21 protein-coding genes are annotated in these 22,484 nt (G+C 70.7%); 12 read left to right on the top strand and 9 right to left on the bottom strand.

Annotation, left to right across the window (positions count from 1 at the left end; all coding sequences use genetic code 11):
- Window positions 1–187 precede the first annotated feature (187 nt).
- Window positions 188–955, bottom strand: coding sequence for an IclR family transcriptional regulator (locus GWK61_RS36810; RefSeq protein ID WP_194916325.1), 768 nt, complete (start codon window positions 953–955; stop codon window positions 188–190).
- A gap of 356 nt (window positions 956–1,311) precedes the next feature.
- Between GWK61_RS36810 and GWK61_RS36805 the strand changes: the two genes are divergently transcribed.
- From GWK61_RS36805 to glpD, 3 genes are all read left to right on the top strand, one after another.
- Window positions 1,312–2,154 (top strand): MIP/aquaporin family protein, encoded by an 843-nt coding sequence (locus GWK61_RS36805; RefSeq protein WP_438939801.1) that lies wholly within the window; start codon window positions 1,312–1,314, stop codon window positions 2,152–2,154.
- Between the two features lie 101 nt (window positions 2,155–2,255).
- Window positions 2,256–3,776, top strand: a complete 1,521-nt coding sequence (glpK, locus tag GWK61_RS36800; RefSeq protein ID WP_194916323.1) for a glycerol kinase GlpK — start codon at window positions 2,256–2,258, stop codon at window positions 3,774–3,776.
- A gap of 204 nt (window positions 3,777–3,980) precedes the next feature.
- Window positions 3,981–5,729, top strand: a complete 1,749-nt coding sequence (gene glpD / locus GWK61_RS36795; RefSeq protein ID WP_228563547.1) for a glycerol-3-phosphate dehydrogenase — start codon at window positions 3,981–3,983, stop codon at window positions 5,727–5,729.
- Window positions 5,730–5,805: 76 nt separating this feature from the next.
- Here glpD and GWK61_RS36790 read toward each other — a convergent pair whose 3' ends face one another.
- Complete coding sequence (locus tag GWK61_RS36790; RefSeq protein WP_194916321.1) at window positions 5,806–6,564, bottom strand: MerR family transcriptional regulator; 759 nt, start codon at window positions 6,562–6,564, stop codon at window positions 5,806–5,808.
- 49 nt (window positions 6,565–6,613) lie between these two features.
- Window positions 6,614–7,633 carry a LysR family transcriptional regulator gene (locus tag GWK61_RS36785; protein WP_194916320.1) on the bottom strand — a complete coding sequence of 340 codons (1,020 nt, stop codon included), beginning with the start codon at window positions 7,631–7,633 and terminating at the stop codon, window positions 6,614–6,616.
- 118 nt (window positions 7,634–7,751) lie between these two features.
- On the opposite strand from GWK61_RS36785, the gene GWK61_RS36780 reads away from it, so the two are divergent.
- Window positions 7,752–8,330, top strand: coding sequence for a LysE family translocator (locus GWK61_RS36780; RefSeq protein ID WP_228563543.1), 579 nt, complete (start codon window positions 7,752–7,754; stop codon window positions 8,328–8,330).
- Between the two features lie 493 nt (window positions 8,331–8,823).
- On the opposite strand, the gene GWK61_RS36775 is transcribed toward GWK61_RS36780, so the two are convergent.
- Window positions 8,824–9,393, bottom strand: a complete 570-nt coding sequence (locus tag GWK61_RS36775) for a TetR/AcrR family transcriptional regulator (protein ID WP_194916318.1) — start codon at window positions 9,391–9,393, stop codon at window positions 8,824–8,826.
- Between the two features lie 95 nt (window positions 9,394–9,488).
- On the opposite strand from GWK61_RS36775, the gene GWK61_RS36770 reads away from it, so the two are divergent.
- The 3 genes from GWK61_RS36770 (at window position 9,489) to GWK61_RS36760 (ending at window position 11,692) form a co-directional block, all read left to right on the top strand.
- Window positions 9,489–10,403 (top strand): aldo/keto reductase, encoded by a 915-nt coding sequence (locus GWK61_RS36770; RefSeq protein ID WP_194916317.1) that lies wholly within the window; start codon window positions 9,489–9,491, stop codon window positions 10,401–10,403.
- Between the two features lie 102 nt (window positions 10,404–10,505).
- Window positions 10,506–10,922 (top strand): hypothetical protein, encoded by a 417-nt coding sequence (locus tag GWK61_RS36765; protein ID WP_194916316.1) that lies wholly within the window; start codon window positions 10,506–10,508, stop codon window positions 10,920–10,922.
- Window positions 10,919–11,692, top strand: coding sequence for a hypothetical protein (locus tag GWK61_RS36760; RefSeq protein WP_194916315.1), 774 nt, complete (start codon window positions 10,919–10,921; stop codon window positions 11,690–11,692). Before GWK61_RS36765 ends, GWK61_RS36760 begins: the two co-directional genes overlap by 4 nt.
- A gap of 52 nt (window positions 11,693–11,744) precedes the next feature.
- Here the strand turns inward: GWK61_RS36760 and GWK61_RS36755 are convergent, their stop codons facing one another.
- Window positions 11,745–12,269 carry a hypothetical protein gene (locus tag GWK61_RS36755; protein ID WP_194916314.1) on the bottom strand — a complete coding sequence of 175 codons (525 nt, stop codon included), beginning with the start codon at window positions 12,267–12,269 and terminating at the stop codon, window positions 11,745–11,747.
- Window positions 12,270–12,459: 190 nt separating this feature from the next.
- On the opposite strand from GWK61_RS36755, the gene GWK61_RS36750 reads away from it, so the two are divergent.
- Window positions 12,460–12,750 (top strand): DUF427 domain-containing protein, encoded by a 291-nt coding sequence (locus tag GWK61_RS36750; RefSeq protein ID WP_194916326.1) that lies wholly within the window; start codon window positions 12,460–12,462, stop codon window positions 12,748–12,750.
- 36 nt (window positions 12,751–12,786) lie between these two features.
- On the opposite strand, the gene GWK61_RS36745 is transcribed toward GWK61_RS36750, so the two are convergent.
- From GWK61_RS36745 to GWK61_RS36735, 3 genes are all read right to left on the bottom strand, one after another.
- Window positions 12,787–13,170, bottom strand: a complete 384-nt coding sequence (locus GWK61_RS36745; protein ID WP_194916313.1) for a VOC family protein — start codon at window positions 13,168–13,170, stop codon at window positions 12,787–12,789.
- Between the two features lie 47 nt (window positions 13,171–13,217).
- Window positions 13,218–13,988 (bottom strand): ArsR/SmtB family transcription factor, encoded by a 771-nt coding sequence (locus tag GWK61_RS58855; RefSeq protein ID WP_194916312.1) that lies wholly within the window; start codon window positions 13,986–13,988, stop codon window positions 13,218–13,220.
- Between the two features lie 141 nt (window positions 13,989–14,129).
- Complete coding sequence (locus GWK61_RS36735) at window positions 14,130–15,182, bottom strand: phosphatidylinositol-specific phospholipase C domain-containing protein (protein ID WP_194916311.1); 1,053 nt, start codon at window positions 15,180–15,182, stop codon at window positions 14,130–14,132.
- Window positions 15,183–15,434: 252 nt separating this feature from the next.
- On the opposite strand from GWK61_RS36735, the gene GWK61_RS36730 reads away from it, so the two are divergent.
- On the top strand, window positions 15,435–16,274 hold the full coding sequence (locus GWK61_RS36730; protein WP_194916310.1) for an SAM-dependent methyltransferase: 840 nt from the start codon (window positions 15,435–15,437) through the stop codon (window positions 16,272–16,274).
- Window positions 16,275–16,319: 45 nt separating this feature from the next.
- Here GWK61_RS36730 and GWK61_RS36725 read toward each other — a convergent pair whose 3' ends face one another.
- Window positions 16,320–17,012, bottom strand: coding sequence for a B3/B4 domain-containing protein (locus tag GWK61_RS36725; RefSeq protein WP_194916309.1), 693 nt, complete (start codon window positions 17,010–17,012; stop codon window positions 16,320–16,322).
- 176 nt (window positions 17,013–17,188) lie between these two features.
- Between GWK61_RS36725 and GWK61_RS36720 the strand changes: the two genes are divergently transcribed.
- From GWK61_RS36720 to GWK61_RS36710, 3 genes are all read left to right on the top strand, one after another.
- The gene (locus GWK61_RS36720) at window positions 17,189–19,249 is read left to right on the top strand and encodes a phosphocholine-specific phospholipase C (protein ID WP_194916308.1); all 2,061 of its coding nucleotides are present in this window, start codon (window positions 17,189–17,191) and stop codon (window positions 19,247–19,249) included.
- 123 nt (window positions 19,250–19,372) lie between these two features.
- On the top strand, window positions 19,373–20,740 hold the full coding sequence (locus GWK61_RS36715) for a S53 family peptidase (protein WP_194916307.1): 1,368 nt from the start codon (window positions 19,373–19,375) through the stop codon (window positions 20,738–20,740).
- Window positions 20,741–20,980: 240 nt separating this feature from the next.
- The gene (locus tag GWK61_RS36710) at window positions 20,981–22,195 is read left to right on the top strand and encodes an ROK family protein (RefSeq protein ID WP_194916306.1); all 1,215 of its coding nucleotides are present in this window, start codon (window positions 20,981–20,983) and stop codon (window positions 22,193–22,195) included.
- Window positions 22,196–22,484: the final 289 nt, after the last annotated feature.

Below are 22,484 nucleotides of genomic sequence, written 5' to 3'. Positions count from 1 at the left end.
GGGTGCGAGGGCGAGCGCTTGGGGAGAAGGCGCCGGCGCGGGCGGTGTTCAGGAGCGTGGTGCTCACGAGCGTGGTACTCGGGGACGTGGTACTCGGGGACGCGGTGCTCGAAACGCTGCGAGCCCCGGCCTGCGCCGGCGGTTACCAGCGCTGTCAGGGCTGTCGGCCCTGGCAGCGCCGACAGCCCTACCAGCGCCCCGCGCCGAGGTCCCGCGAGATCATCTGCGCGGCGTTCTGCACGGCGTCGGCCAGCGCCGGGTCCGGTTTGCCGGTCGAGGGACACACCCGGTCCACCGCGCCGGTGATGCTGATCGCCCCGACCACCAGGCCGCCGTAGCCGCGGATCGGCGCGGCGATCGAGGCCTGGCCCAGCGTCGACTCCTCGATGTCGGTGGCGAAGCCGTGCTCGCGGACCTTCGTCAGCTCGCGGCGCAGCGCGGCGGGGGTGACCAGGGTGCGCCGGGTCAGCGGCGCCAGCTCGGTCTCCCGCAGTTCGGCCGCGGCCTGCGTGTCGTAGGCCAGCAGCACCTTGCCCAGCGCGCTGGCGTGCAGCGGCAGCAGCGCGCCCACGTCCAGGCTCTGCAGCGAGTCGTCGGGCCGGAAGACGTGGTGCACGATGAGCACCTTGCCGTCCAGCAGCGTCCCGATCCAGACCGCCTCGCCGCTGCGCGCCGCCAGGGCGTCGGCCCAGTTGATCGCCCGGGACCGCAGCTCGTTCACGTCCAGATAGCTGGTGCCCAGGTGCAGCAGGGTGGCGCCGAGCTGGTACTTGCCGCTGCTCTTGTCCTGCTCGACGAAGCCGACGCCCTGCAGCGTGCGCAGGATGCCGTGCGTCGTGCCCTTCGCCAGGCCCAGCGAGGCCGCTATCTCGCCCAGCCCGAGCCGTCCGGAGCCGCGCGCCAGCAGGCGCAGGATCGCAGCCGCGCGTTCGATGGACTGCACGGGTCCCGGCATGGCGGTGATGATAGCCCTTCGTGCGGTGGTCGACGTCGTCGAACGCCGTACCCGGGGGCGGGCACGGCGGGGACGCCGCCGGCGGCGCGTGCGCGACACGCCGGCCGTGCTGACCGGCCTGACCGGCCAGGACCGGGGTGTCCGCGAAGATTGCCGCCATGTGGCGCGACGGTACCCCAGGTCGGGGATCCTGACCAGAGTTCGACATTGTCGTACGGGGTCCGTTGACGGGAGGTTTCGGCGAACGCACGCTGTGCGGAATCCCATGGTGAGCTTCGACACGCTCGGTGTGGGACATCAGGCGCCCCGGACGGCCGGGGTGTCCCACCCGGTCAGGAGGAGACATGGCGAATCGCTTGGCGGATCGCGTTCGAGCCAAAGGGCTCGTGGGAGAGCTGGCCGCGGAGTTCGCGGGCACGTTCATCCTTCTGCTGTTCGGCATCGGCGTTGTGGCACAGGTGGTCGCCGGCGGGATCGGCAACCACGACAGCATCGCCTGGGCCTGGGGTTTCGGCGTCCTGCTGGGTGTCTACGTGGCGGGCAAGATCACCGGCGCGCACCTGAACCCCGCCGTCACCGTGGCACTGGCCGCCTTCGGCGGCTTCTCGTGGCGCAAGGTGCTCCCGTACGCCCTGGCGCAGACCCTCGGGGCCTTCGTCGCGGCGCTGGTCGTGCGCTGGAACTACACCGAGGTCATCGCGAAGTTCGACCCCGGCCACACCATCAAGAGCCAGGGCATCTTCTCGACGCTGCCCGGCAACGGCTCGCTCCCGGTGCACATGTGGGGCGGGTTCCGCGACCAGATCATCGGCACGGCCATCCTGCTGTTCTGCATCCTGGCGATCACCGACCTGCGCAACACCTCCCCGGGGGCCAACATGGCGCCGGTCGTGGTGGGCCTGCTCGTGGTGGCCATCGGCATGGCCTTCGGCACCGACGCCGGCTACGCCATCAACCCGGCGCGTGACTTCGGTCCGCGGCTCGCCTCGTTCTTCACCGGGTACGGGACGGCGTTCAGAGACCAATACGGCGACTTGTACTTCTGGGTGCCAATAGTCGCGCCGATCATCGGCGGCCTCATCGGCGCCTGGCTGTACCGGGTGCTGATCGGCACGTTCCTGTCGGACGACACCGCGCCGGACGACCCGGCCGCCGTGCCGATCGACAACCCGGAGGCGGCCTCGGGCCAGACCGCGTAGCCGGTCCCGGGCTCGGCCGGAGACCCCGGCCGAGCCGACCCCCATCCCCTCAGAAGACCCAGTGCGCGTCGGAAGCGCGCAACGCGAGAGAGGCAATCCTCATGGCTGACTACGTCGGCGCGGTCGACCAGGGCACCACCAGCACCCGCTTCATGATCTTCGATCACGGCGGCAACGAGGTGGCCCGGCACCAGCTCGAGCACTCGCAGATCCTGCCGCAGGCCGGCTGGGTCGAGCACAACCCCACCGAGGTCTGGGAGCGGACCCGGGCGGTCATCGAGACCGCGATGAACAGCGCCCACCTGCACGCCTCCGACCTGGCCGCGCTCGGCATCACCAACCAGCGCGAGACCTCGGTGGTGTGGAACCGGCACACCGGACGCCCCTACTACAACGCGATCGTCTGGCAGGACACCCGCACCGACCGCATCGCCGCCGCCCTGGACGCCGACGAGCGCGGCCAGGTCATCCGGCGCAAGGCCGGCCTGCCGCCGGCGACGTACTTTGCCGGCGGCAAGATCCAGTGGCTGCTGGAGAACGTCGACGGCCTGCGCGCCGCCGCCGAGGCCGGGGACGCGATCTTCGGCACCATGGACAGCTGGATCATCTGGAACCTGACCGGCGGCGTGGACGGCGGCGTGCACGTCACCGACGTCACCAACGCCAGCCGCACGATGCTGATGAACCTGGAGACGCTGGACTGGGACGAGGAGCTCCTCGGGTTCTTCAACGTCCCGCGCGCCATGCTCCCGGCCATCCGCCCCTCCTCCGACCCGCAGGGCTACGGCGTCACCCGCGCCGACGGCCCGCTGCGCGGCGAGGTGCGGATCACCGGCAACCTCGGCGACCAGCAGGCCGCGACCGTCGGCCAGGTCTGCTTCACCCCCGGCACCGCCAAGAACACCTACGGGACCGGCAACTTCCTGCTGCTGAACACCGGCACGGAGATCGTCCGCTCGGAGAACGGGCTGCTGACCACCGTGGCCTACAAGTTCGGCGACGAGCCGGCGATCTACGCGCTGGAGGGCTCGATCGCGGTGACCGGCTCGGCCGTGCAGTGGCTGCGCGACCAGCTCGGCATCATCTCCGGCGCCGCGCAGAGCGAGTCGCTGGCCCGGCAGGTCGAGGACAACGGCGGCGTGTACTTCGTGCCCGCGTTCTCCGGCCTGTTCGCCCCCTACTGGCGTTCCGACGCGCGCGGCGCGATCGTCGGCCTGTCGCGCTACAACACCAACGCCCACCTGGCGCGGGCCACGCTGGAGTCGATCGCCTACCAGACCCGCGACGTCGTGGAGGCGATGGAGCAGGACTCGGGCGTGCGGCTGGACGTGCTGCGCGTGGACGGCGGCGTGACCGCCAACGAGCTGGCCATGCAGATCCAGGCCGACGTGCTCGGGGTGCCGGTGTCCAAGCCGGTCGTCGCCGAGACCACCGCGCTGGGTGCCGCCTACGCCGCGGGTCTGGCCGTCGGGTTCTGGAAGTCGACCGAGGAGCTGGTCAGCAACTGGAACGAGGACAAGCGCTGGCTGCCCGAGGCCGACGAGGCCTCGCGCGCCAAGGGTTACCGCAACTGGAAGAAGGCCGTGGCGCGGACGCTGGACTGGGTCGAGTTCGAGGACTGATCCGCAGCTGCCGGGCCCGGGGATCCGGGCCCGGCTGTGGCCGTCCGTCACCACCTCTTCAGGCAAGCAAAAAAGCACGCAGAGCAAGTAGCAGAAGCAAGAAAGCTGGAAGCGCTCAGAGCGCCCACGCGTCGTATCAACGGAGGAAACACCGTGCAATCCACACCCCTGGGCGCCCAGTACCGGCTCGGCGCGCTCCAGCAGATGGCCGAGGAGGAGTTCGACGTCCTGGTCATCGGCGGCGGCGTGGTCGGCGCCGGGGCCGCGCTGGACGCCGCCACCCGCGGCCTGTCCGTCGCCCTGGTCGAGGCCCGCGACTGGGCCGCCGGGACGTCGAGCCGTTCCAGCAAGCTGATCCACGGCGGCCTGCGCTACCTGGAGCAGCGCGACTTCGGCCTGGTCCGCGAGGCGCTGACCGAGCGCGGCCTGCTGCTGAACCGCATCGCGCCGCACCTGGTGCGTCCGGTCCCGTTCCTGCTGCCGCTGAAGCACCGGGTCTGGGAGCGCTTCTACATAGGCGCCGGCGTCATGCTCTACGACACCATGGGCGGCGCCCGCGCCCTGCCCCGGCACCGCCACCTGACCAAGACCGCGGCCCTGCGGCGCGCGCCGGCCCTGCGGCACGACTCCCTGGTCGGCGCGATCCAGTACTACGACGCGCAGGTCGACGACGCGCGCTTCGTGATGGCGCTGGCCCGCACGGCGGCGCAGTACGGGGCCCGCGTCGCCACCCGCACCCGGGTCACCGGGCTGCTGCGCGAGGGCGGCCGGGTCACCGGCGCGGTGGTGCAGGACCTGGAGGCCGGCCGCAGTATCGAGGTCCGGGCCCGCCAGGTCGTCGGGGCGACCGGCGTGTGGACCGATGACATCCATGAGCTGGCGGACCTGCGCGCGGCGATCTCGGTGCGCGCGTCCAAGGGCGTCCACCTGGTGGTGCCGCGCGACCGGATCGACCTGCGTACCGGGCTGATATCCCGGACCGAGAAGAGCGTGCTGTTCATCATCCCGTGGGGCCGGCACTGGCTGGTCGGCACCACCGACACCGACTGGGACCTGGACCGCGAGCACCCGGCGGCCAGCCGCGCGGACATCGAGTACCTGCTGGAGCACGCCAACGCCGTGCTGGCCAAGCCGCTGACGGAGCAGGACATCGAGGGCGTGTACGTGGGACTGCGGCCGCTGCTGTCGGGCAACGCGGATCAGACCACGAAGCTCTCGCGCGAGCACATCGTCTCCTCCCCGGCGCCGGGTCTGACAGTGGTGGCCGGCGGCAAGTACACGACGTACCGGGTGATGGCCAAGGACGTCATCGACGCGGCGGTCGAGGACCTGGACACCACCGACGGCGCGAAGGTCCCGGAGTCGGTGACGGACAAGGTCCCGGTCCTCGGCGCGGAGGGCTTCGCGGCGCGCTGGAACGAGCGCGGCCGGATCGCCCGCCGGACCGGGCTGCACCAGGTGCGCGTGGAGCACCTGCTGCGCAGGTACGGGTCCTGCGTCGACGAGCTGCTGGAGCTGGTCGCGGCCGACGCGTCGCTCGGCGAGCCGATCCCCGGCGCGGACGACTACCTGCGCGTCGAGGCGGTGTACGCGGCGTCGCACGAGGGCGCGCTGCACCTGGAGGACGTGCTGACCCGCCGCACCCGCATCTCGATCGAGACCTGGGACCGCGGCGTCACGGCCGCCCCGGAGGTCGCGGCGCTGATGGCGCCGGTGCTCGGCTGGAGCGAGGCGACGGTGCGGGAGGAAGTGGAGCGGTACCTGGCGCGGGTCGAGGCCGAGCGTGCGTCGCAGGCTCGGGAGGACGACACGGAGGCTGACGCGGTGCGGCGGGCTGCGCCGGATCTGGCTGATGTGAACGTCGTGGCGGGGCAGACCGGGCCGAGTGGGGCGAGTGGGCCGATTGACGCGGCGACTTGCGGGGCGGCTGCGTCCGAGAAGAGCCAGCGCTGATTCAGTAGACAGTGATGTAGCTGGGCGTGGGTGGCAGTTCTCGAACTGCCACCCCACTCATTGTCAGAGTTCTTGCTTACCGCAGCCCGGCCCGCTCCTCGATCAGCCGCGTCGCCGCCTCGTCCAGCGCCATCCGCATCAGCGCCAGCATCGAGTCCAGGGCCAGCGGCCGCAGGCGGTCCAGGCCGCTGAGGATGTCCGGCCACTGGTCGGCGGGGTAGCCGGCGGCTTCGAAGGGGGCCCAGATCTGGTCCATGTACAGCTGCACGAAGCCCTTCGCCACGGCCTGGACGTGCGTGCGTGCCTCGGCCGCGGCCTTCAGGGCGCTGGCCGGGGGGATGCCCAGGGCCATGAGTTCGGCGCCGATGCGGGTCAGCTGCGGGGAGCGCTCCTCGAAGCGGCCGTTGCCCAGGGGGCGCAGCAGGCCGAGTTCGACGGCTGATTCCAGGAGGGCGGCGGTGTCGGCGTTGTCGGTGTTGTCGGTGTTGTTTTCGCCCGCGTCCGGGCGGTCCAGGCCGGGGAACAGGGTGTGGATGTCGTCCAGGCGGACCACGCGCTTGTCGCCGTCGTCGAAGGCCTGGTGGACCGCGGCGGCGAAGGAGGCGAACTCGGCGCCGCCGCCGAGCATGCGGCGGATCGACTCCAGCGTGAAGCCATCCGCCTGCAGGCGCTTGATCTGCTCCAGGCGGGTCAGGTGCTCGGGGCCGTAGAAGCCGACGCGGCCGCGCACGGTCGGGGCCGGGAGCAGGCCGCGGGACTGGTGCTCGCGGATGTTGCGGACCGTCATGCCCGACAGGCGCGCGAGGTCGTCGACGCGGTATTCCTCGTCGCTCACCCCGTGTGCCTCCTGATGGACTCGTGTGCGATTGAGAATAACATCGCGATCACCGGCGGCTGAGGTGGTTGAGATGGCTGACGGCGGTGCCGACCGTCGCATCGGTGGTCGTATCGGCGGCGGCGTCGACAGTGGTGGCGCCGGAGGCATCTATGTCCTCTGCGACGTCGCGCAGAAGCCGGAGGAACACGTCCACCAGCGGCGTCGGCGTCGTGTCGGCGGCGGTCACGGCGTGGATGCGGCGGTACAGGCCGGTTTCGGCCAGCTCGCGGTGCGTGGTTCCGGCGACGCGCGTCAGTGCCAGCCGCGACACCAGCGCCACGCCGAAACCGGTGCCGACCAGCGCTTGGGCGACGTCGTACGACTCGGTCTGGAAGCGGATCCTCGGTGTGAAGCCCGCAACGGCTGCGGCCCGGTCGAACTGGTCGCGCGCCGCCGTGCCGGCCAGGATCACCACCCACGCCTCCTCGGCGAGTTCGGCGAGGCGCAGCGGGCGGTCGGGGTCGCCGGCCGCCAGGGGATGGTCGTCGGGGAGGACCACGACCATCGGGTCGACGAGCAGCGTGTGGAGCGACAGGTGCGGCGGCAGCGTCGGGGGCGGGGTCGGGGGAGTGGACCACGAGGCGATCACCGCCAGGTCGAGCCGGCCGTTGGCGACCTGGTCGGCGCCTTCTATGGAGACCACGTCCATCACCGAGATGTCGGCGTCAGGGCGCTGATGGCGCAGCGCGGTCAGGGCTGGCGGGACGAGGTGGTACGCCGCCGCCTGGAACGCGCCGATGCGCAGGCGTAAGGACCAGCGTCCGATGAGGGCGGCCCAGCGTTCGTTGGCGGCCTCGACCTGGTCGTCGATGACGTGTCCGTATCCGACGAGGGCGTTTGCGGCCGGGGTCAGTCGCGCGCCGCGTGGGCCTCGGGCGACCAGGGGCACGCCGCAGTCGCGTTCGGCGCGTGCGAGCTGCTGGGTCACGGCCGCGGGGGTCAGTCCGAGCGCGTGCGCGGCGCCGGTGAGGGAGCCGTGGCGGTCGATCAGGGCTAGCAGGCGCAGTTGCTCCGGGTCCATTCCCATTTAAAAATCTTAACGCTCACTCCCACAGAGCTAACTTCTGTAAATTCTTGCGCGCCGCGACCCTGAACGAGTGCCTACTCACTTTCCTGTCTTCCTGATTACTACGTGGCTTCTGGCGATGCTTCCCGGCGCCGGTCAAGCCCTGATGTTGCGTCAAACGTTGCGCGGCGGTCCCGCGATGGCCCGGCCGACCATCATGGGGACCGCCACCGGCTTGCTGATCTGGTCCACGGCCGCCGCGGCCGGGCTTTCGGGGGTGCTGCTGGCCAATCCGCACATTTACCAGGGCATCCGCGTGATCGGCGGGGTGGTGCTGGTGGTGCTCGGGGTCGGGACGCTTCGGGCGGCGCGTCGTTTCGTGGAGGCCCCGTCCGCTGTGTCTGATGACGACTCCGACGGCCGCTTTTGGGGTGCGTACGCCGCCGGACTCGGCACGAACCTCGGCAATCCGAAGGCCGGGGTCTTCGCGGTCTCGATGCTGCCGCAGTTCGTGACGAGCCACGGGCCGGTGCTGGCGTCGGGGATCGCGCTGGGGGTGGTGTGGGCGGCGGTGACGGCGTGCTGGTACCTGGTGTTCACGCTGCTGGTGGCGCGCGGGCGGGCTCGCGTTTCGCGTCCGGGCGTGCAGCGGGGGCTGAGCGTGACGACCGGGATCGTGCTGATGGCGCTCGGCGTGGCGGTCGCGGCCGGCGTCTGACGCCGTGTCCGACGCTTGGTCCGATGCTTGGTCCGATGCCTGGTCCGACTGGCCGCCTCCGAGCGGCGCGGGCCGGCGACCCGGGCCGATAGTGGGAGGACACGACCGCCCGCCGGAAGGAGCCCCGATGGCCTGCCGAGAACGCACCGACCTGGGCCTGCTGGCACTGCGCCTGCCTTGATGCGGCGGAGGTAGGAGTCGGCCGGGCAATGCGGCGCACGGCGGGACCGCGGGCGCGGTATCGCAGGGTGGCATGTGGTCGGCGGGGCGGGCGGTCTCGGCCACGCAGGACGGCGGGCGAGTGCAGGCAGGCGCGCGGTGTCGCTGCGCGGCATGCGGGCGGCGGAGCGGCTGGTCTTGGTTGGAGCTTCGCGCGCTCGGCCGCTAGAACACAGGCTCGGGCGTGCCAGCGTGCGTGCGCATGGCATCCGGCCAGCGAGCGTGAACTGGCGCGGTGTGTGTTTTGGCCAGCGCTGTAGCAGCTCGCGGCGCCCTACCTCCGCCGGAGCCCGTCCATCAGCAGGTCCATCAGCCGCCCAGCCTGCTCCTGCTGCTCCGGCAGTGTGCACACCGAGACAACTCCCACCAGCGCCGCGACCACGTCCTCGGCCTGCACGTCCCCGCGTAGCGTTCTGGCGGCGGCGCCTGCGTCGAGGAGGCGGCGGACTGCCATCGACAGTTCCTCGCGTGCCGGGGAGCGGGTCACGGTGCCGTCGGCGATCAGGGCGCGGAGGGCGTCGGCCATCTCGCGTTTTGTGGCGATGTAGTCGGCGAAGCGGTCCATCCAGGTGCGGAGTGCCTGGGCTGGGGGTTGCTCGGTCAGGAGTTCGTCGGCGGCGTCGCAGAGGCGGCCGCGCTCGGCGAGGTACACCGCTTCGACCAGCGCTTCTCGGGTGGGGAAGTGGCGGTAGAGGGTGCCGATGCCGACGCCCGCTTCCTTTGCCACCGCCTCCAGGGAGACCTTGCCGTCGCCGGTGGTGAAGGCGCGGTGGGCGACGTCGATGAGGCGTTGGCGGTTGCGTTGTGCGTCCGCGCGTCCGCTGGTTCGGGGTGTGGCGGCCATAAAGCGGAGGGTCCTCCGTTTCTGCTATCGTGAGGGTAACCGGAGGGTCCTCCGGTTGTTCTTCCACTATCCCACCTCGTAGACGGGAACGGGACATGAGCAACAACAACACAGCCGAGCGCAGCCAGCCCGGCGGCACGAGCACGCTCGCCGGCCACCGCGTGGCCCGCATCGGCTTCGGCGTGATGCAGCTCGCCGAGCATCGCCCGGGACGCCCGGCCGTCACGCCAGAAGCCGCCACCGCGATGCTGCGCGCGGCCGTCGACAGCGGCATCAACCACCTCGACACCGCCGAGTTCTACGGAACCCGCGACGCCAACGCCAACGACCTCATCCGCGCCGCCCTGCACCCCTACCCCGACGACCTCGTGCTGGCCACCAAGGTCGGCGCCGAGCGCGACGCCGCCGGCGCGCTGCTGCCCGCGCAGCGCCCGGAGCAGCTGCGCGCCGGCGTCGAGGCGAACCTCGCACGCCTCGGGGTCGAGCGCCTCGCCGTCGTCAACCTCCGCCGCCTCGACGCCGCGCCGGGCATCCTCGCCGAGGGCGACCAGCTCGTCGACCTCGACAGCCAGCTCGCCGAGCTCCTGGCGTTGCGTGACGCCGGCAAGATCGACGGCATCGGCCTGAGCAACGTCAGCGCCGCCCAGCTCCGGCACGCCCTGCCCGCCGGCATCGCCTGCGTCCAGAACTCCCACAGCCCGGTCGACCGCGCCGGCGAACCGGTGCTCGACCTGTGCCGCGAGCACGACATCGCGTGGGTCCCCTTCTGCCCGCTCGGCTCGGCCTTCCCGCAGTGGCCGAAGGTCGCCGACCAGCCCGCCGTGCGCACCGCGGCCGCCGCCCTCGGCGTCACGCCGGTCCAGGCCGGCATCGCCTGGCACCTGGCGCACTACGCGAACACGCTGCTCATCGCGGGCACGGCCGACCCCGCGCACCTGGCGGAGAACATCGCCGCCGGCGAGGTACGCCTCGATGCAGAGATGCTCGCCGCCATTGATGCGATCTCCTAGACCCCCCGCTCTTCCCTGCCGACGCAGTGGTCTGAAATGCTGATCGCCCGACAACCACGGCGTGCTGCCATCGGACCGGGTTCGAACCAGGGGGAGTGAACGGTGGACTGGCTGCTGGCCATGGCCTACGGCGCGATAGGCGGCGCCGTCGTCGAAGCGGTGGTGAGCTCGGACCGCGTCCTGGCCTGGAACGCCGCACGCCACCAAGCCCTCGGCCACCAACCGGCCACCCCGGTCCCGGCACTGACGTCATACGTCGACCCGCTCTCCGACGTCGCGGCCGGCCTGACCCGGATCCTCCTCGGCGCGGTCGCCGGCCTCCTCTTCCACTCGCAGGTGACCGGGGCCTACGCGGCGATCGCCGTCGGGTGCTCGGCGCCGACGGTGTTGCGCCAGCTGGGATCCGCGCGGCTCGGCGCGGCGCTCGAGCTTGAAACTGGTCCAGAACCCCATGCAACAGAGCTGCATGCAACAGAGCCGCACGCGATAGAGCCGGCAGCACCGCAGGAACAAGCGTGAACCGCGGTCCCCTCGCACGCCGCTACTGGTCCTCCCTGACCGGCGTCGCCCACGGCCCGACCGCGCAGCGAAACTGGCACGGCCAGCCATTTTGGCGACGCTACATCGCCTCGTTCTTCGTGCTCCCGCAGCCGCCTGGCCAGGGCACTCAGCGCATACGGATAGCCAAGGAAGCCCGCGCCCCGCAAGCAAGTGCCTCCCAGCCGCAGCGCCTTCGCGCCCCGCGCCTGTTCCGCTACCAGTCAGTGGTCCTGGGCGGCGCGGCCGTGCTCGCGGTCGTAGTCGTCTCCGTGACCCAGCTCGGCGGCGGATCCCCGCCCGGCAACGGCGGCGCCAACCCCGGCCCGAGCAACGGCGGCACCCGGCCGAGCCCCACGCCGTCCACCAGCGCGTCATCGACGCCGTCCAGCACCAGCCCGTCCAAGGTCCAGCTCTGGCAGGGCACCATCCGCGTCAACGTGCGGGGCGAGCAGGTCACCGCCGGTCCGTCACCGGTCGCCGGCCTGCTGTTCGGCCTCGCGGCGACCAACCAGACGACGCTCAACGGCCCCGGCAACCTCGCGCCGTGGACCCAGGACGGCACCCCCACCGCGGCCACCTGCCTGGCCACGCTCCAAGCCCACGCCACCAACCAGCTGACCGTCCAGGTCGGCGACCAGGTCTGCATCGCGGCCCTGGACGGACGCACCGCCGCTGGCAAGGTCACCGCCGAGGCCGCCAACGACACCAGCGGCGCCTATATCGACCTCGACGTCGAGGCGTACCCCTAGCCTCTGCGGCGTACGCCCGGCTCCGGCTCCGGCTCCAGCGTCAGCTCCAGCCTCAGCTCGCCGGCGTCGTGGCGGCGTGCGTGATGTTCGAGGTGTCGATGAACAACGCCCCGAAGCCCGTGGCCAGCGCCGTCAGTGCGGCGGCGGCGTTCACGTGATGGGTGCCGTTGATCGCCAGGGCCAGCGCGGTCGTCACGATCGCCGCAGCCCCGATCACCACAGCGATGTCCCACATCATGTCGCTCTTCTGCCCGAGCGCCGCCGCGGCGTGGTCCTGGACCGCCTCGACCTGCTGCGCGACCTGCGCCACCTGCGCGGGGTTCTCCGGCTGCGCGACGGCCCCGGCTGCGACCCCGAGAACGACCCCGCCATGCCGGCCGTTGAACGTCTTCATCAGCGGATTGATGATCCCGCCCAGGAACCCCGAGCCGATGATCCCGGCGAACTGTCCGACGTCCGGCAGGTTCAGGCTGGTGGTGCGCCAGGAGACGACGGCCAGCGCCACCGCGACGACGGCGAACCCGACCAGCTGTGCGAGGCGTGCGATCGTGGTGGTCGATATGGAAGCGGCGGCCATCATCACCCTTTCAGAGGTCTGTCCACGGCGGAGGGCAGAAACAGCATTGCCCTGCGATGTCCGCCAAACAATAGGGGATGGTCCTGCCCCCGCCGCAAGCAGGTGCCGCCGGTGCCGGGCGCACGGGAAGGGATCGCGGTCTTGCCTGGTTATGTTCGGTGAACCGACTTCAGGAGGACACGAAATGGCGATGCGAGCTGTGTGGAACGGCCAGGTCCTGGCCGAGAGCGACGACACCGTCGTCGTCGAGGGCAACCACTACTTCCCGTCGGAGTCGTTGAACAGCGAGTTCTTCGCCTCCAGCGAGACCCACACCGTCTGCCCGTGGAAGGGCCTGGCGAGCTACTACACCGTCACCGTGGACGGCGAGGCCAACGCGGACGCGGCGTGGTTCTACCCCGAGCCGAAGACCGAGGCCGAGCACGTGCGCGACCGCGTGGCGTTCTGGCGCGGCGTGAAGGTGGAGACCGTCGACGCCTGACTGATCAGGCGGCACCGACCGTCGAAGCCCGACTGATCAAGCAACATCCTCGACGATCTCGAACCGGTTGCCGTCCGGGTCCGCGAACTCGTACATCGGCGGCACCCCCGGCCACCGCAGCAGCTCCCCGACCTCGATGCCGCGCTCCCGCATGGCGGTGTGCTCGGCCTCGGCGTCGGGGACCATGAACCGGATGCCGGTGTCCTGCCCGACGGCTTCGCCGGCTATCAACGCGACCGACACCGCCGCCCCGGGCGCGGCGACCGTGACCCACCGGAAGTTCTCGCCGGCGCGCAGGTCCAGGCGCTTGTCGAAGCCGAGCGCGCCGGTGAAGAACTCCAGCGCCTTGTCCTGGTCGCTGACCGGGATACCCACGGTTCCGATGTCGGTGATCGTGGTGTGTGAACGGGATGCGGACATGGCGAACTCCTTGTCTCGTGGCTGTCTCGTGACTACTTCTTGGCTGACTACTTGTTCTCGGCGGGCGGGCTGTACATCAGCGACCCCGGCGTGGTGAGCGTTTCCCCCGTCTCCAGCCACGTCTTCAGCCCGGACAGCACCATCGGCCAACCGCCGTAGACCTCCGAAGGGACGTCCGGCGGCAGCTGGTCGTGGACCACCGTCAGTCGGCACGAGTCCCCGACCGGCTCGATCTCCCACGTCACCCGGCTGGTCCCGGCCGCCTCGGCGTCGGGCCCCCACAGCGCCCGCATGCTCTGCACGAGCCTGCGCGGCGGGTCGACCTCCAGGTTCTCGCCCTCGACGATCGATCGCTCAGCCGCCGGATGCGCCAGCCGGTACGCCGACCCCTCGGTCCAGTCCGACTCCACGGCCAGCCCGAAGTGGTACTTGGCCCGGATCGCCGGATCGGTGATCGCCTCCCACAGCCGCTCGGGCGTGGTGCGGATGTAGATCTCGAAGACGCGCTCCATCTGTGCCTCCAGGTCACGCTTCAGGCCGACCAGCCCGGCCGCCCACTGCTCGGTGTACTTGCCGACCCAGCGGTCGTGGACCAGGCGGATCGGGACCGGGTTGAGGAAGTGCAGCTTCTCCCGGCCCCGGCGGCGGGTCACGACCAGCCCCGCCTCCTCCAGGATCTTCAGGTGCTTCGCCACGGCGATGCGGGTCATGGCGTGCCGCGCCGTGAGGGCCGCGAGGGTCTGGCCGTCTTCGGCGAACAGCTCGTCCAGCAGCGCCCGCCGCGTCGGGTCGGCCAGGGCCTTGAACACGGGGTCCATGAGGTCCACGATAGGAAACCATTTGGTTTCCTGTCAATCGGAGCGGGACCCGGAAACGCCGACTGCCCGGCCGCGAGAACACGGCCGGGCAGTCACAACACCTTGCAGTGACAACACCTTGAAGTCACAACACCTCAAGCGTTACCCGCGCGACAACACCTCGGACAGCACCGACGGCAACCCGGTCCAGTCCGTCGACACCACACTCGCGTGCTTGCCGGCCAGCAACGCCACCCTGGCGGCGGCGTCGGACTGGCTCGGCGCGGTGTCGCTGAGCGCCGGCGCGACGTTCTGCGCGTCGGTCATGATCAGGATGTAGTGGTTGGTGTCGTACCACGACGTGTCGACGCTGGTGGCGTACGTGTTCGCGTCACCGTCGAAGACCACGAACCACGGCTTGATCGAGGAGTCGGAGTACTGGCCGCGGGGGTCGCCCGCCTGCGCCCCGAGCACGCACGGGAAGACCTGCGCCTGGCCGACGTTGCCGGCCGCCGCGAGGTTCTTCAGGTACGTGCCGTACTCGACGTCCGTGTGCAGGGTGTCGAACGGGTTGCCCAGCTCCACGGTCCCCGGGATCGTGTACAGGATCACCTTCCCGGCCAGCGCCGAGCGCGCCGGCCAGGCGTCGGCCTTCGCCGCGGCGTCCAGGTTCGGGTAGGCGCCGTTCAGCAGGTCGGCGGGCCGGTAGACCAGGTTGCCGAGGTGCTGGCTGATCAGCGCGTCCAGCTGCGCCGGGCCCATCCCGAAGTTGGCCTCGAAGCCGATCTTCATCTCCAGCTTGATGTACAGCGGGCCGGAGGTCGGGTGCGAGGCCAGCCAGTACTTGACGTCGTCCAGGCAGGACCCCAGGTCCTTGTTCGCCGAGCCGGTGTATATGTCAGAGGGCTTGGAGGCGTTGACGCAGTTGTTGTTGTTCCCGGTCGGGTTGCTGTGGCTGACCTTCCACTCGTTGGTGAAGATGTCGGTCCACGTGTCGAGCTCGATCATTCCGGTCCCGGCGTCCAGCGCGTTGGCCAGATGCGGGAACTCCGCGCCTTCGTCATAAGTGTTGTGCAGACCGACCACTGTGCTGTGGGACAGCGGGGCCGAGCCGGTGTCCGCGGCGGCGGGCGCGATGGTCGCGGCCAGCGCCAACGCGGCGGCGCCGAGCGTCGCGGCGCCGACCGAGAGCCGACGGAGCCAGGGAGAGGGCATGTGGGGTACCTCCGGGGGTGGCTACGGAGAGCTGAGGATTACTCACCTGCGGTGGAGGTTAGCCGTGATGTCAGGAGGAAGACAGAGTCCTCAGATGAACCATTTGTGGCCGTCCGGAATACCGCAATGTACGGACGCTGATAGAAGGGCACTGCGGCATAGTCCTGGCGCGACCGCTAACATGCGCGATTAGGACCGCGATCAAGGCGGGCCGACCGCACGGAGGCATAGTCAGGGACGGGAAGGCGAACGATGACGAACGAGGTCCGGGCCGGGCAGGCGCCGAACGACGACTACCCCGCGGTGGACCTGCGGATGGACGTGCCGCACTCGGCGCGCGTCTACGACTACCTCATCGGCGGCAAGACCAACTTCGAGCCGGACCGCATCGCGGCCGAGGCCTCGGTGGAGGCCTGGCCGGCGCTGCCGATCTCGATGCGCACCACGCGCAGCTTCATGGAGCGCATGGTCCGCCACCTGACGAAGGACTACGGCGTCCGTCAGTTCCTGGACATCGGTACCGGCATCCCCAAGTCCCCGAACGTGCACGAGATCGCGCAGGCGATCGCCCCCGAGGCGCGCGTCGGCTACGTCGACAACGACCCGATCGTGCTGACCCATGCTCGTGCCCTGATGTCGAGCACGGCCCAGGGCCGCACCTGCTACGTGGACGCGGACTTCCGCGACCCGCAGTCGATCATCGACAATCCGCGCCTGCGCGAGGTGCTGGACTTCTCCGAGCCGGTGGCACTGTCGCTGATCGCGATCGTGCACTTCGTCCTGGACGCCGACGACCCGCAGGGCACGGTGCGCCGCTTCATGGACGCCCTGGCCCCCGGCAGCTTCCTGGCGCTGACGGTGTTCACCGGCGACACCGACCCGGTCGGCGTCGGCGGCGTCAGCCGCGAGTACAACAAGCGCGGCATCCCGCTCCAGGTGCGCGACAAGAGCGAGACCGAGGCGTTCTTCGACGGCTACGAACTGCTCGACCCGGGCGTCGCGCTCGTGCACCACTGGCGGCCGGACGCCGACGCGGAGCCGGTGCGGGACCAGGACATCGCGATGTACGCGGGTGTGGCCGTCAAGCACTGAGGGCTGCGTGCACTGAGGGTCACGTGCACTGAGGGTCGCCTGTCGCTAAACCTCGAACCGCCTCGACGCCGCGCTCAGCACCGCCGAGCGCGGCGTCACCTGCCACGCCCCGGCCACCTCGTCGACCAGCGTCTTCATCAGCGCTGCGACATCCTCGGCCGCCGACTCGTGCAGCGCCTCGGCGACGATCAGCACCCGCGTGGTGGCCGGCCGCACCGCCGAGCTGCCGCTCTGCCGGTTCGTCCAGCGGCGCGCGTGCGCGTTGCCGCCGGCGTCGGCGAAGATCACCTCGCCGGGCTCCGGGTGCTCGATCGTGTCGGCGAAGGTCACGTACTCCTCGTCGCCGGTGGCGTGTCGGACTTCGAGGTCGCCGGAGATCCGGTCCAGGTCCAGGGCCGCGACCGGGATCGCGAAGGCGACGGAGACCGCGTTGCACAGGTCGATCAGGGGATGGATGCGCGGCAGCTCGCCCTCCTTGCGCAGCCGGCGCAGCAGCGCCTCGGAGGCGCAGCGGTACTGCGTGGGCTTGAGCCCCATCTTGGCGAACGCCTGGCGCCAGGCTTTGATCTCGGGCAGGTCGGACTCCGGGCCGCCGGCGAGCCGGGCCTTCGCGACCGCGGTGAAGCGCGCGACCTGCTCGTCGACGTCGGACGCGGCGGTGATGCCGGCGGTGGTGATCGCCGCGGCGACCAGGCCGGGAAATTCGGACCGGATGGCCTCGGCGTGCTGGAAGTACATGGGGACAGCTTTACCGGACCGGTCATCGCGGCGAACAGGACCAATCCTGTTCGCAAAGTGTGGACCAACCTGCTCTTGAGGGTCTGGTCAGTTCCGCCGTGGTCACTGAGAATGCTCCATGTTTGTCGCGCACCCCACCGTACTCACCGCACCCCCCTCACCCAGGAGGTCCCATCGTGGCGCCCGTTTCCCGCCGCACCTTCCTCGGCTCCGCCGCCGCCCTCGGCGCGACCCTCGGCCTGGAGAGCCTGCCCGGCGCCCTCTCGCAGGCCTCGGCCGCCGGTACCGGGACGATCCGCGACGTGAAGCATGTCGTGGTGCTGATGCAGGAGAACCGCAGCTTCGACCACTACTTCGGGAGCCTGTCGGGGGTGCGCGGGTTCGCCGACCGCGCGACAGTACAGATCGCCGGCGGCTACTCGGTGTTCAACCAGCCGAACGGCTCGGGGCGGCAGTATCCGTGGCAGCTGTCCGACACCAACACCTGGTGGTGGGGGACCAGCAAGGAAGACCTCGCGCAGTGCGACGGCTCGCTGGACCACAGCTGGTCCACGCAGCACTCGGCCTGGAACAACGGCGCCATGGACAACTGGGTCTCGGCCAAGGGCTCCAACCGCACCATGGGCTACTTGAACCGGTCCGACATCCCGTTCCACTACGCGCTCGCCGACGCCTACACGGTCTGCGACGCCTACCACTGCTCGATCCTGTCGGCGACCGGCCCGAACCGCACCTACCTGTGGTCCGGCATGATCGACCCGAGCGGCAGCGCGGGCGGCCCGGCCTACGACGGCGGCTCGGAGTCCGGCCTGAGCTGGCAGACCTACGCCGAGGCGCTGCAGAACGCCGGCGTGTCGTGGCGGGTGTACCAGAACGCGAGCGACAACTTCGGCGACAACGCGCTGGCCTACTTCAAGCAGTTCACCGGCGCGTCCACCTCCAGCCCGCTCTACCAGCGCGGCATGTCCTCGGTGCCCTCCACCGGCTCCACGCCGGACGACATCGCCGCGGCGATCAAGGCCGACGTGCTCGGCGGCACGCTGCCGCAGGTCTCGTGGGTGGTGGCCAGCCAGGCCTTCTCCGAGCACCCGGACGCCCCGCCGAACGACGGCGCGCACTTCGTGAACCTGGTCGTCCAGGCGCTGGCCGCCGACCCGGCGACGTTCGACTCGACCGTGCTGTTCCTCAACTACGACGAGAACGACGGCTTCTTCGACCACGTCCCGCCGCCGGTGGCGCCGTCCGGCACGGCCGGCGAGAGCACCCAGAACGCGCAGATCGGCCTGGGCTTCCGGGTCCCGATGGTGGTCGTCTCGCCGTGGACCCGCGGCGGCTGGGTCGACTCCCAGGTCTACGACCACACCTCGGTGATCCGCTTCCTGGAAACCTGGACCGCGGCCCTGGGCACCCCGGCGACGTGCTCGAACATCAGCGCCTGGCGCCGCCAGGTGTGCGGGGACCTCACCGGCGCCTTCGACTTCGCCAACCCGGTGAGCGGCCTGCCGTCGCTGCCGGCCACCAGCACCGTGATCGGCCAGTCGTTCTGCAACCTGCAGACCAACCCGGCCCCGGCGAGCAACGCGATGCCGACGCAGGAGAGCGGGACGCGGCCGGCGCGGGCGCTGCCGTACCAGCCGAACGCGTGGGTGGACCACATCGAGTACGACGCCGCCGGGAAGATCCTGGTGTGGCTGGAGATGGCGAACCAGGGTCCGCAGGCGACGGCGGCCGCGCACTTCGCGGCGTACGCCAACGCCTATCGCAGCGGCGGGCCGTGGCAGTACACGGTCGGCGCGTACAGCAACGGGACCGACGGCAGCGTCAAGGACTTCTTCAACGTCGGCGCCAACTACGGCAACGGGCAGTACGACCTGACGGTCGTCGGCCCGAACCGCTTCCTGCGGCGCTTCACCGGCAACGCCAACGGCAGCGGCGCGACCGCCGAGGCGCGCACGTACTACGCGTCGGCTCCGAACACCGGTAAGCAGGCGGTCTGGTTCTCGATGGTGAACACCGGGAGCAGCGCGGTCACGTTCACCATCACCTCGACCAACTACCGGACCGACGGGCCGTGGACGTACCAGGTGGCGGCCGGGGCGACGGTCAGCGACTACTTCAACGCGGTCGCGTACGACAACGGGTGGTACGACTTCACCGTCACGGTGAGCTCGGACTCGGCGTGGAGCCGCCGGGCGACGGGTCACATCGAGACCGGGGCGGCGAGCATCACCGGCTGAACGAGGACTCTGGAGGTTTTCGAGGGCGGCGCACGATTCAGACCTCTTCATCGCTGCATTATTTGAAGAGTCTTTGGTAAACCCTTGAGTAGCCACCTTTCCTCGCTACCTCCGGGAGAAGACATGCATTGGGCATCATCAGGCCTCGGCGACCGCCGGGTCTTCCACACCGGCGCCCGGCTGGCCGCAGTCGGGACCGCGGTCGTGCTGTCCCTCGCGGTCGCCGTCACCGCCCAAGCCGCCCCGCACCAGGTCCCGACCCCGGCTCACCACCACTTCAGCGCCGCGGTGAGCCGGGTCGGCTCGGCCGGGACGATCCCGGACCGGGTGGCGCGCGTCGAGCAGGCGCTGCAGTCCTCGGGCTCCGGGCTGCAGCAGGCCTATGACACGGCGCCGCTGTACGCGAACCACATCGACGGCACGGGCCTGACCATCGCCACGCTGGTGGCGTTCGGCGACAAGAGCGCCCAGAGCTACCTCGACCAGTACGACGCGGACAACGGCCTGCCGGCGGCGACCGTGCAGACCATCGAGCCGTCCGGCGCGGTGCCGGCGTGCACCGACCCGGGCGTGAACACCGCCGACTGCCAGAGCTGGGGCGGCGAGACCGACCTGGACATCTCGATGATCCACACGCTGGCCCCCGGCGCGAAGATCCTGATCATCGCCACGCCGGTCAGCGAGACCGAGGGCATCACGGGCTTCCCGGAGCTGATGACCGCGATGGACTACACGGTCACCAACCACCTCGCCGACGTGATCTCGATGAGCATGGGCACGCCCGAGGACGACTTCGCCAGCTCGGCGCAGCTGCACGACCTGGACAGCCACTTCAAGAACGCCACCGACCACGGCGTGACGGTCTTGGCGTCCAGCGGCGACGACGGGGCCGACGGCATGCAGCTCGACGGTAGTACGCGGTGGGGCAAGCCGGTGGTGTCCTTCCCGGCGGACGAGTCCTACGTCACCGCGGTCGGCGGCACCGAGCTGTCCCTGGACGGCAACGGCAACCGCACCCAGGCCGACGTGCTCTGGCCGCAGTCCGGCGGCGGGGTCTCGCACGAGTTCGGCATCCCGGCCTGGCAGCAGAGCACGGCCTCGGCGACCGGCGCCGCCGGGCGTTCGCTGCCGGACATCACGATGGAGGGGACTTCCGGTACGTCGGAATCCTCGCCGCTGATGGCGGCGATCGTCGGCCTGGCCGACCAGTCCGCGGGCCACGACCTGGGCCTGATCAACCCCGCGCTGTACGCCATCGGGCCGAACGGCACCGGGTCCGGGGTCGTGGACGTCACCAGCGGCTGCAACACCACCGCGTCGGTGACCGGCTTCTGCGCCGGCCCCGGCTTCGACATCGCCTCCGGCTGGGGCACGATCGACGCGGCCGCGTTCGTCCCGGCCCTGGTCGCCGCCTCGACGCCGGGCAGCAGCCTGCGGGTGGACGTCGGCGGGAGCCGTGCCGGGCACATTCGGGTGCTGGCGAAGCAGTGAGCTGATCTGCGGGAGTTCTTGGTTCACCGGGTGCCCCGGGGCTGCGGCTCCGGGGCACTTCTTGTGTCGGAGCCGGTGGGCTGTGGCGGTCGGGGCTACCGGTGCACGAGCCAATTGATCGCCGCCGCCTGCGCATCCTCAACCGCGTTGATCACATCGGCCGTCTGTCTCCCGGCCGTCCAGGGCCCCGCCTCCCTCCGCACGCCTCACCGGGACCTTCCATCTGGCACAATTCCTCCTGTGATCCAGGCCGGTGCGCAGACGACGCGCGATCTTCGCCGCCGCAGCCGCGCCGCCTTGCTGTCGGCCGTCTACCTCGGGCAGGCGGTCAGTCGGCCGGAGCTGGCGCGGTTGGCCGGGATGAGCTCGGCGGCCGTCAGCAATGTGGTGTCCGACCTCATCGGGGACGGGCTGGTGGCCGAGGCCGGGTCGGTGGACTCCAACGGCGGGCGGCCGCGGACCGTGCTCGCGGCGCGGCCCGGGTTCCGGTACGTCGTCGGCGTGGACATCGGCGAGACGCACATCCACGTCGTGCTGTTCGACTGGACGCTGTCCACCCAGGCCACCTCCACCCACGAGATCCGGGTCGGCCGGCTCGACCCGGACGTGGTCGTGCGCCTGGTCGTCGCCGGGGTCCACTCGCTGCTCGACAGCACCGGCGTCGCGCAGGAGCAGCTGCTCGGCATCGGCATCGGCGTACCCGGCGCGGTGCAGGAAGGCGAGCGCGGCGTGGTGCACGCACCGACCCTCGGCTGGTCCGGCGTCCCGCTGGGCGACGCTCTCCGGGCCGAGCTGAGCGCACCGATCCTCATCGACAACTGCGCACGCACCCTCGGCCAGGCCGAAGCCTGGCGCGGCGCCGGCCGCGAGGCGCGCCGCGCGGTCGTGGCGCTGTGGGGCGTCGGCGTCGGCGCCGCGATCGCGGTGGGTTCGACACTCGCCGAGAGCGGATCGAGCTCCACCAGCGAGTGGGGCCACGCGGTGATCGAGGCCCGCGGCCGCGCCTGCCGCTGCGGCTCCCACGGCTGCCTGGAGGCCTACGTCGGCGCCACCGCCATCCTGGACGCCTACCTGGCGCACCCGAAGGGGCGGCCCTTGATCCAAGAGGGAACCGAGGCGCGCATGGCCGAGCTGGCCACGCGCTTCGAGGCCGGCGACGACGAGGCCGCCACCGCGACCTTCGACGAGGTCGCCGAGTACCTGGGCATCGGCATCGGCAACCTCATCAACCTGATCAACCCCGACCAGGTGATCCTCGCCGGCTGGGTCGGCGAGCAACTGGGCCCACTCCTGATGCCGGCCATCCGCGCCGCCGCCGAACGCCACGCCCTGCCCTACCTCTTCGACCAGACCCGCATCGGCGTCGGCGAACTCGGCCCCGGCGCTGTCGCGCTAGGGGCGGCGACGCTGCCGGTGGCGCGCCTGCTGGCGGCAGGCGGGCACGTAGCAGCCTGAGGCCTGTTCAGATCGCAGTCTGAGCTGCGGTTGCCGGCGACAAGCGGCCGGCCTGCGGGTTCGGGTGTCGTCTGAGAAGTCGGCCGGTTGTAGCTTCAGCCGCGGTTGTCGGGCGCCCACCCATCGCACTTTCTTGATCCTCCCGGCCATTGTCAGCCGTCGATCACTTCGCTTACGTTGGAGACAAAGTGACCGGCGCCGACTGCGGCGCCTTTTCGACGTGCCCGGGAGGCCCCATGCCAGTCAGTTCCCCCGTTCCTCGGTCCGCGCTGGTCGTCCGGGGTGGGTG

The organism is Catenulispora rubra, assembly GCF_015356825.1.
Lineage (GTDB): Bacteria > Actinomycetota > Actinomycetes > Streptomycetales > Catenulisporaceae > Catenulispora > Catenulispora rubra.
This window is presented reverse-complemented; position numbering and strand designations above follow the sequence as displayed.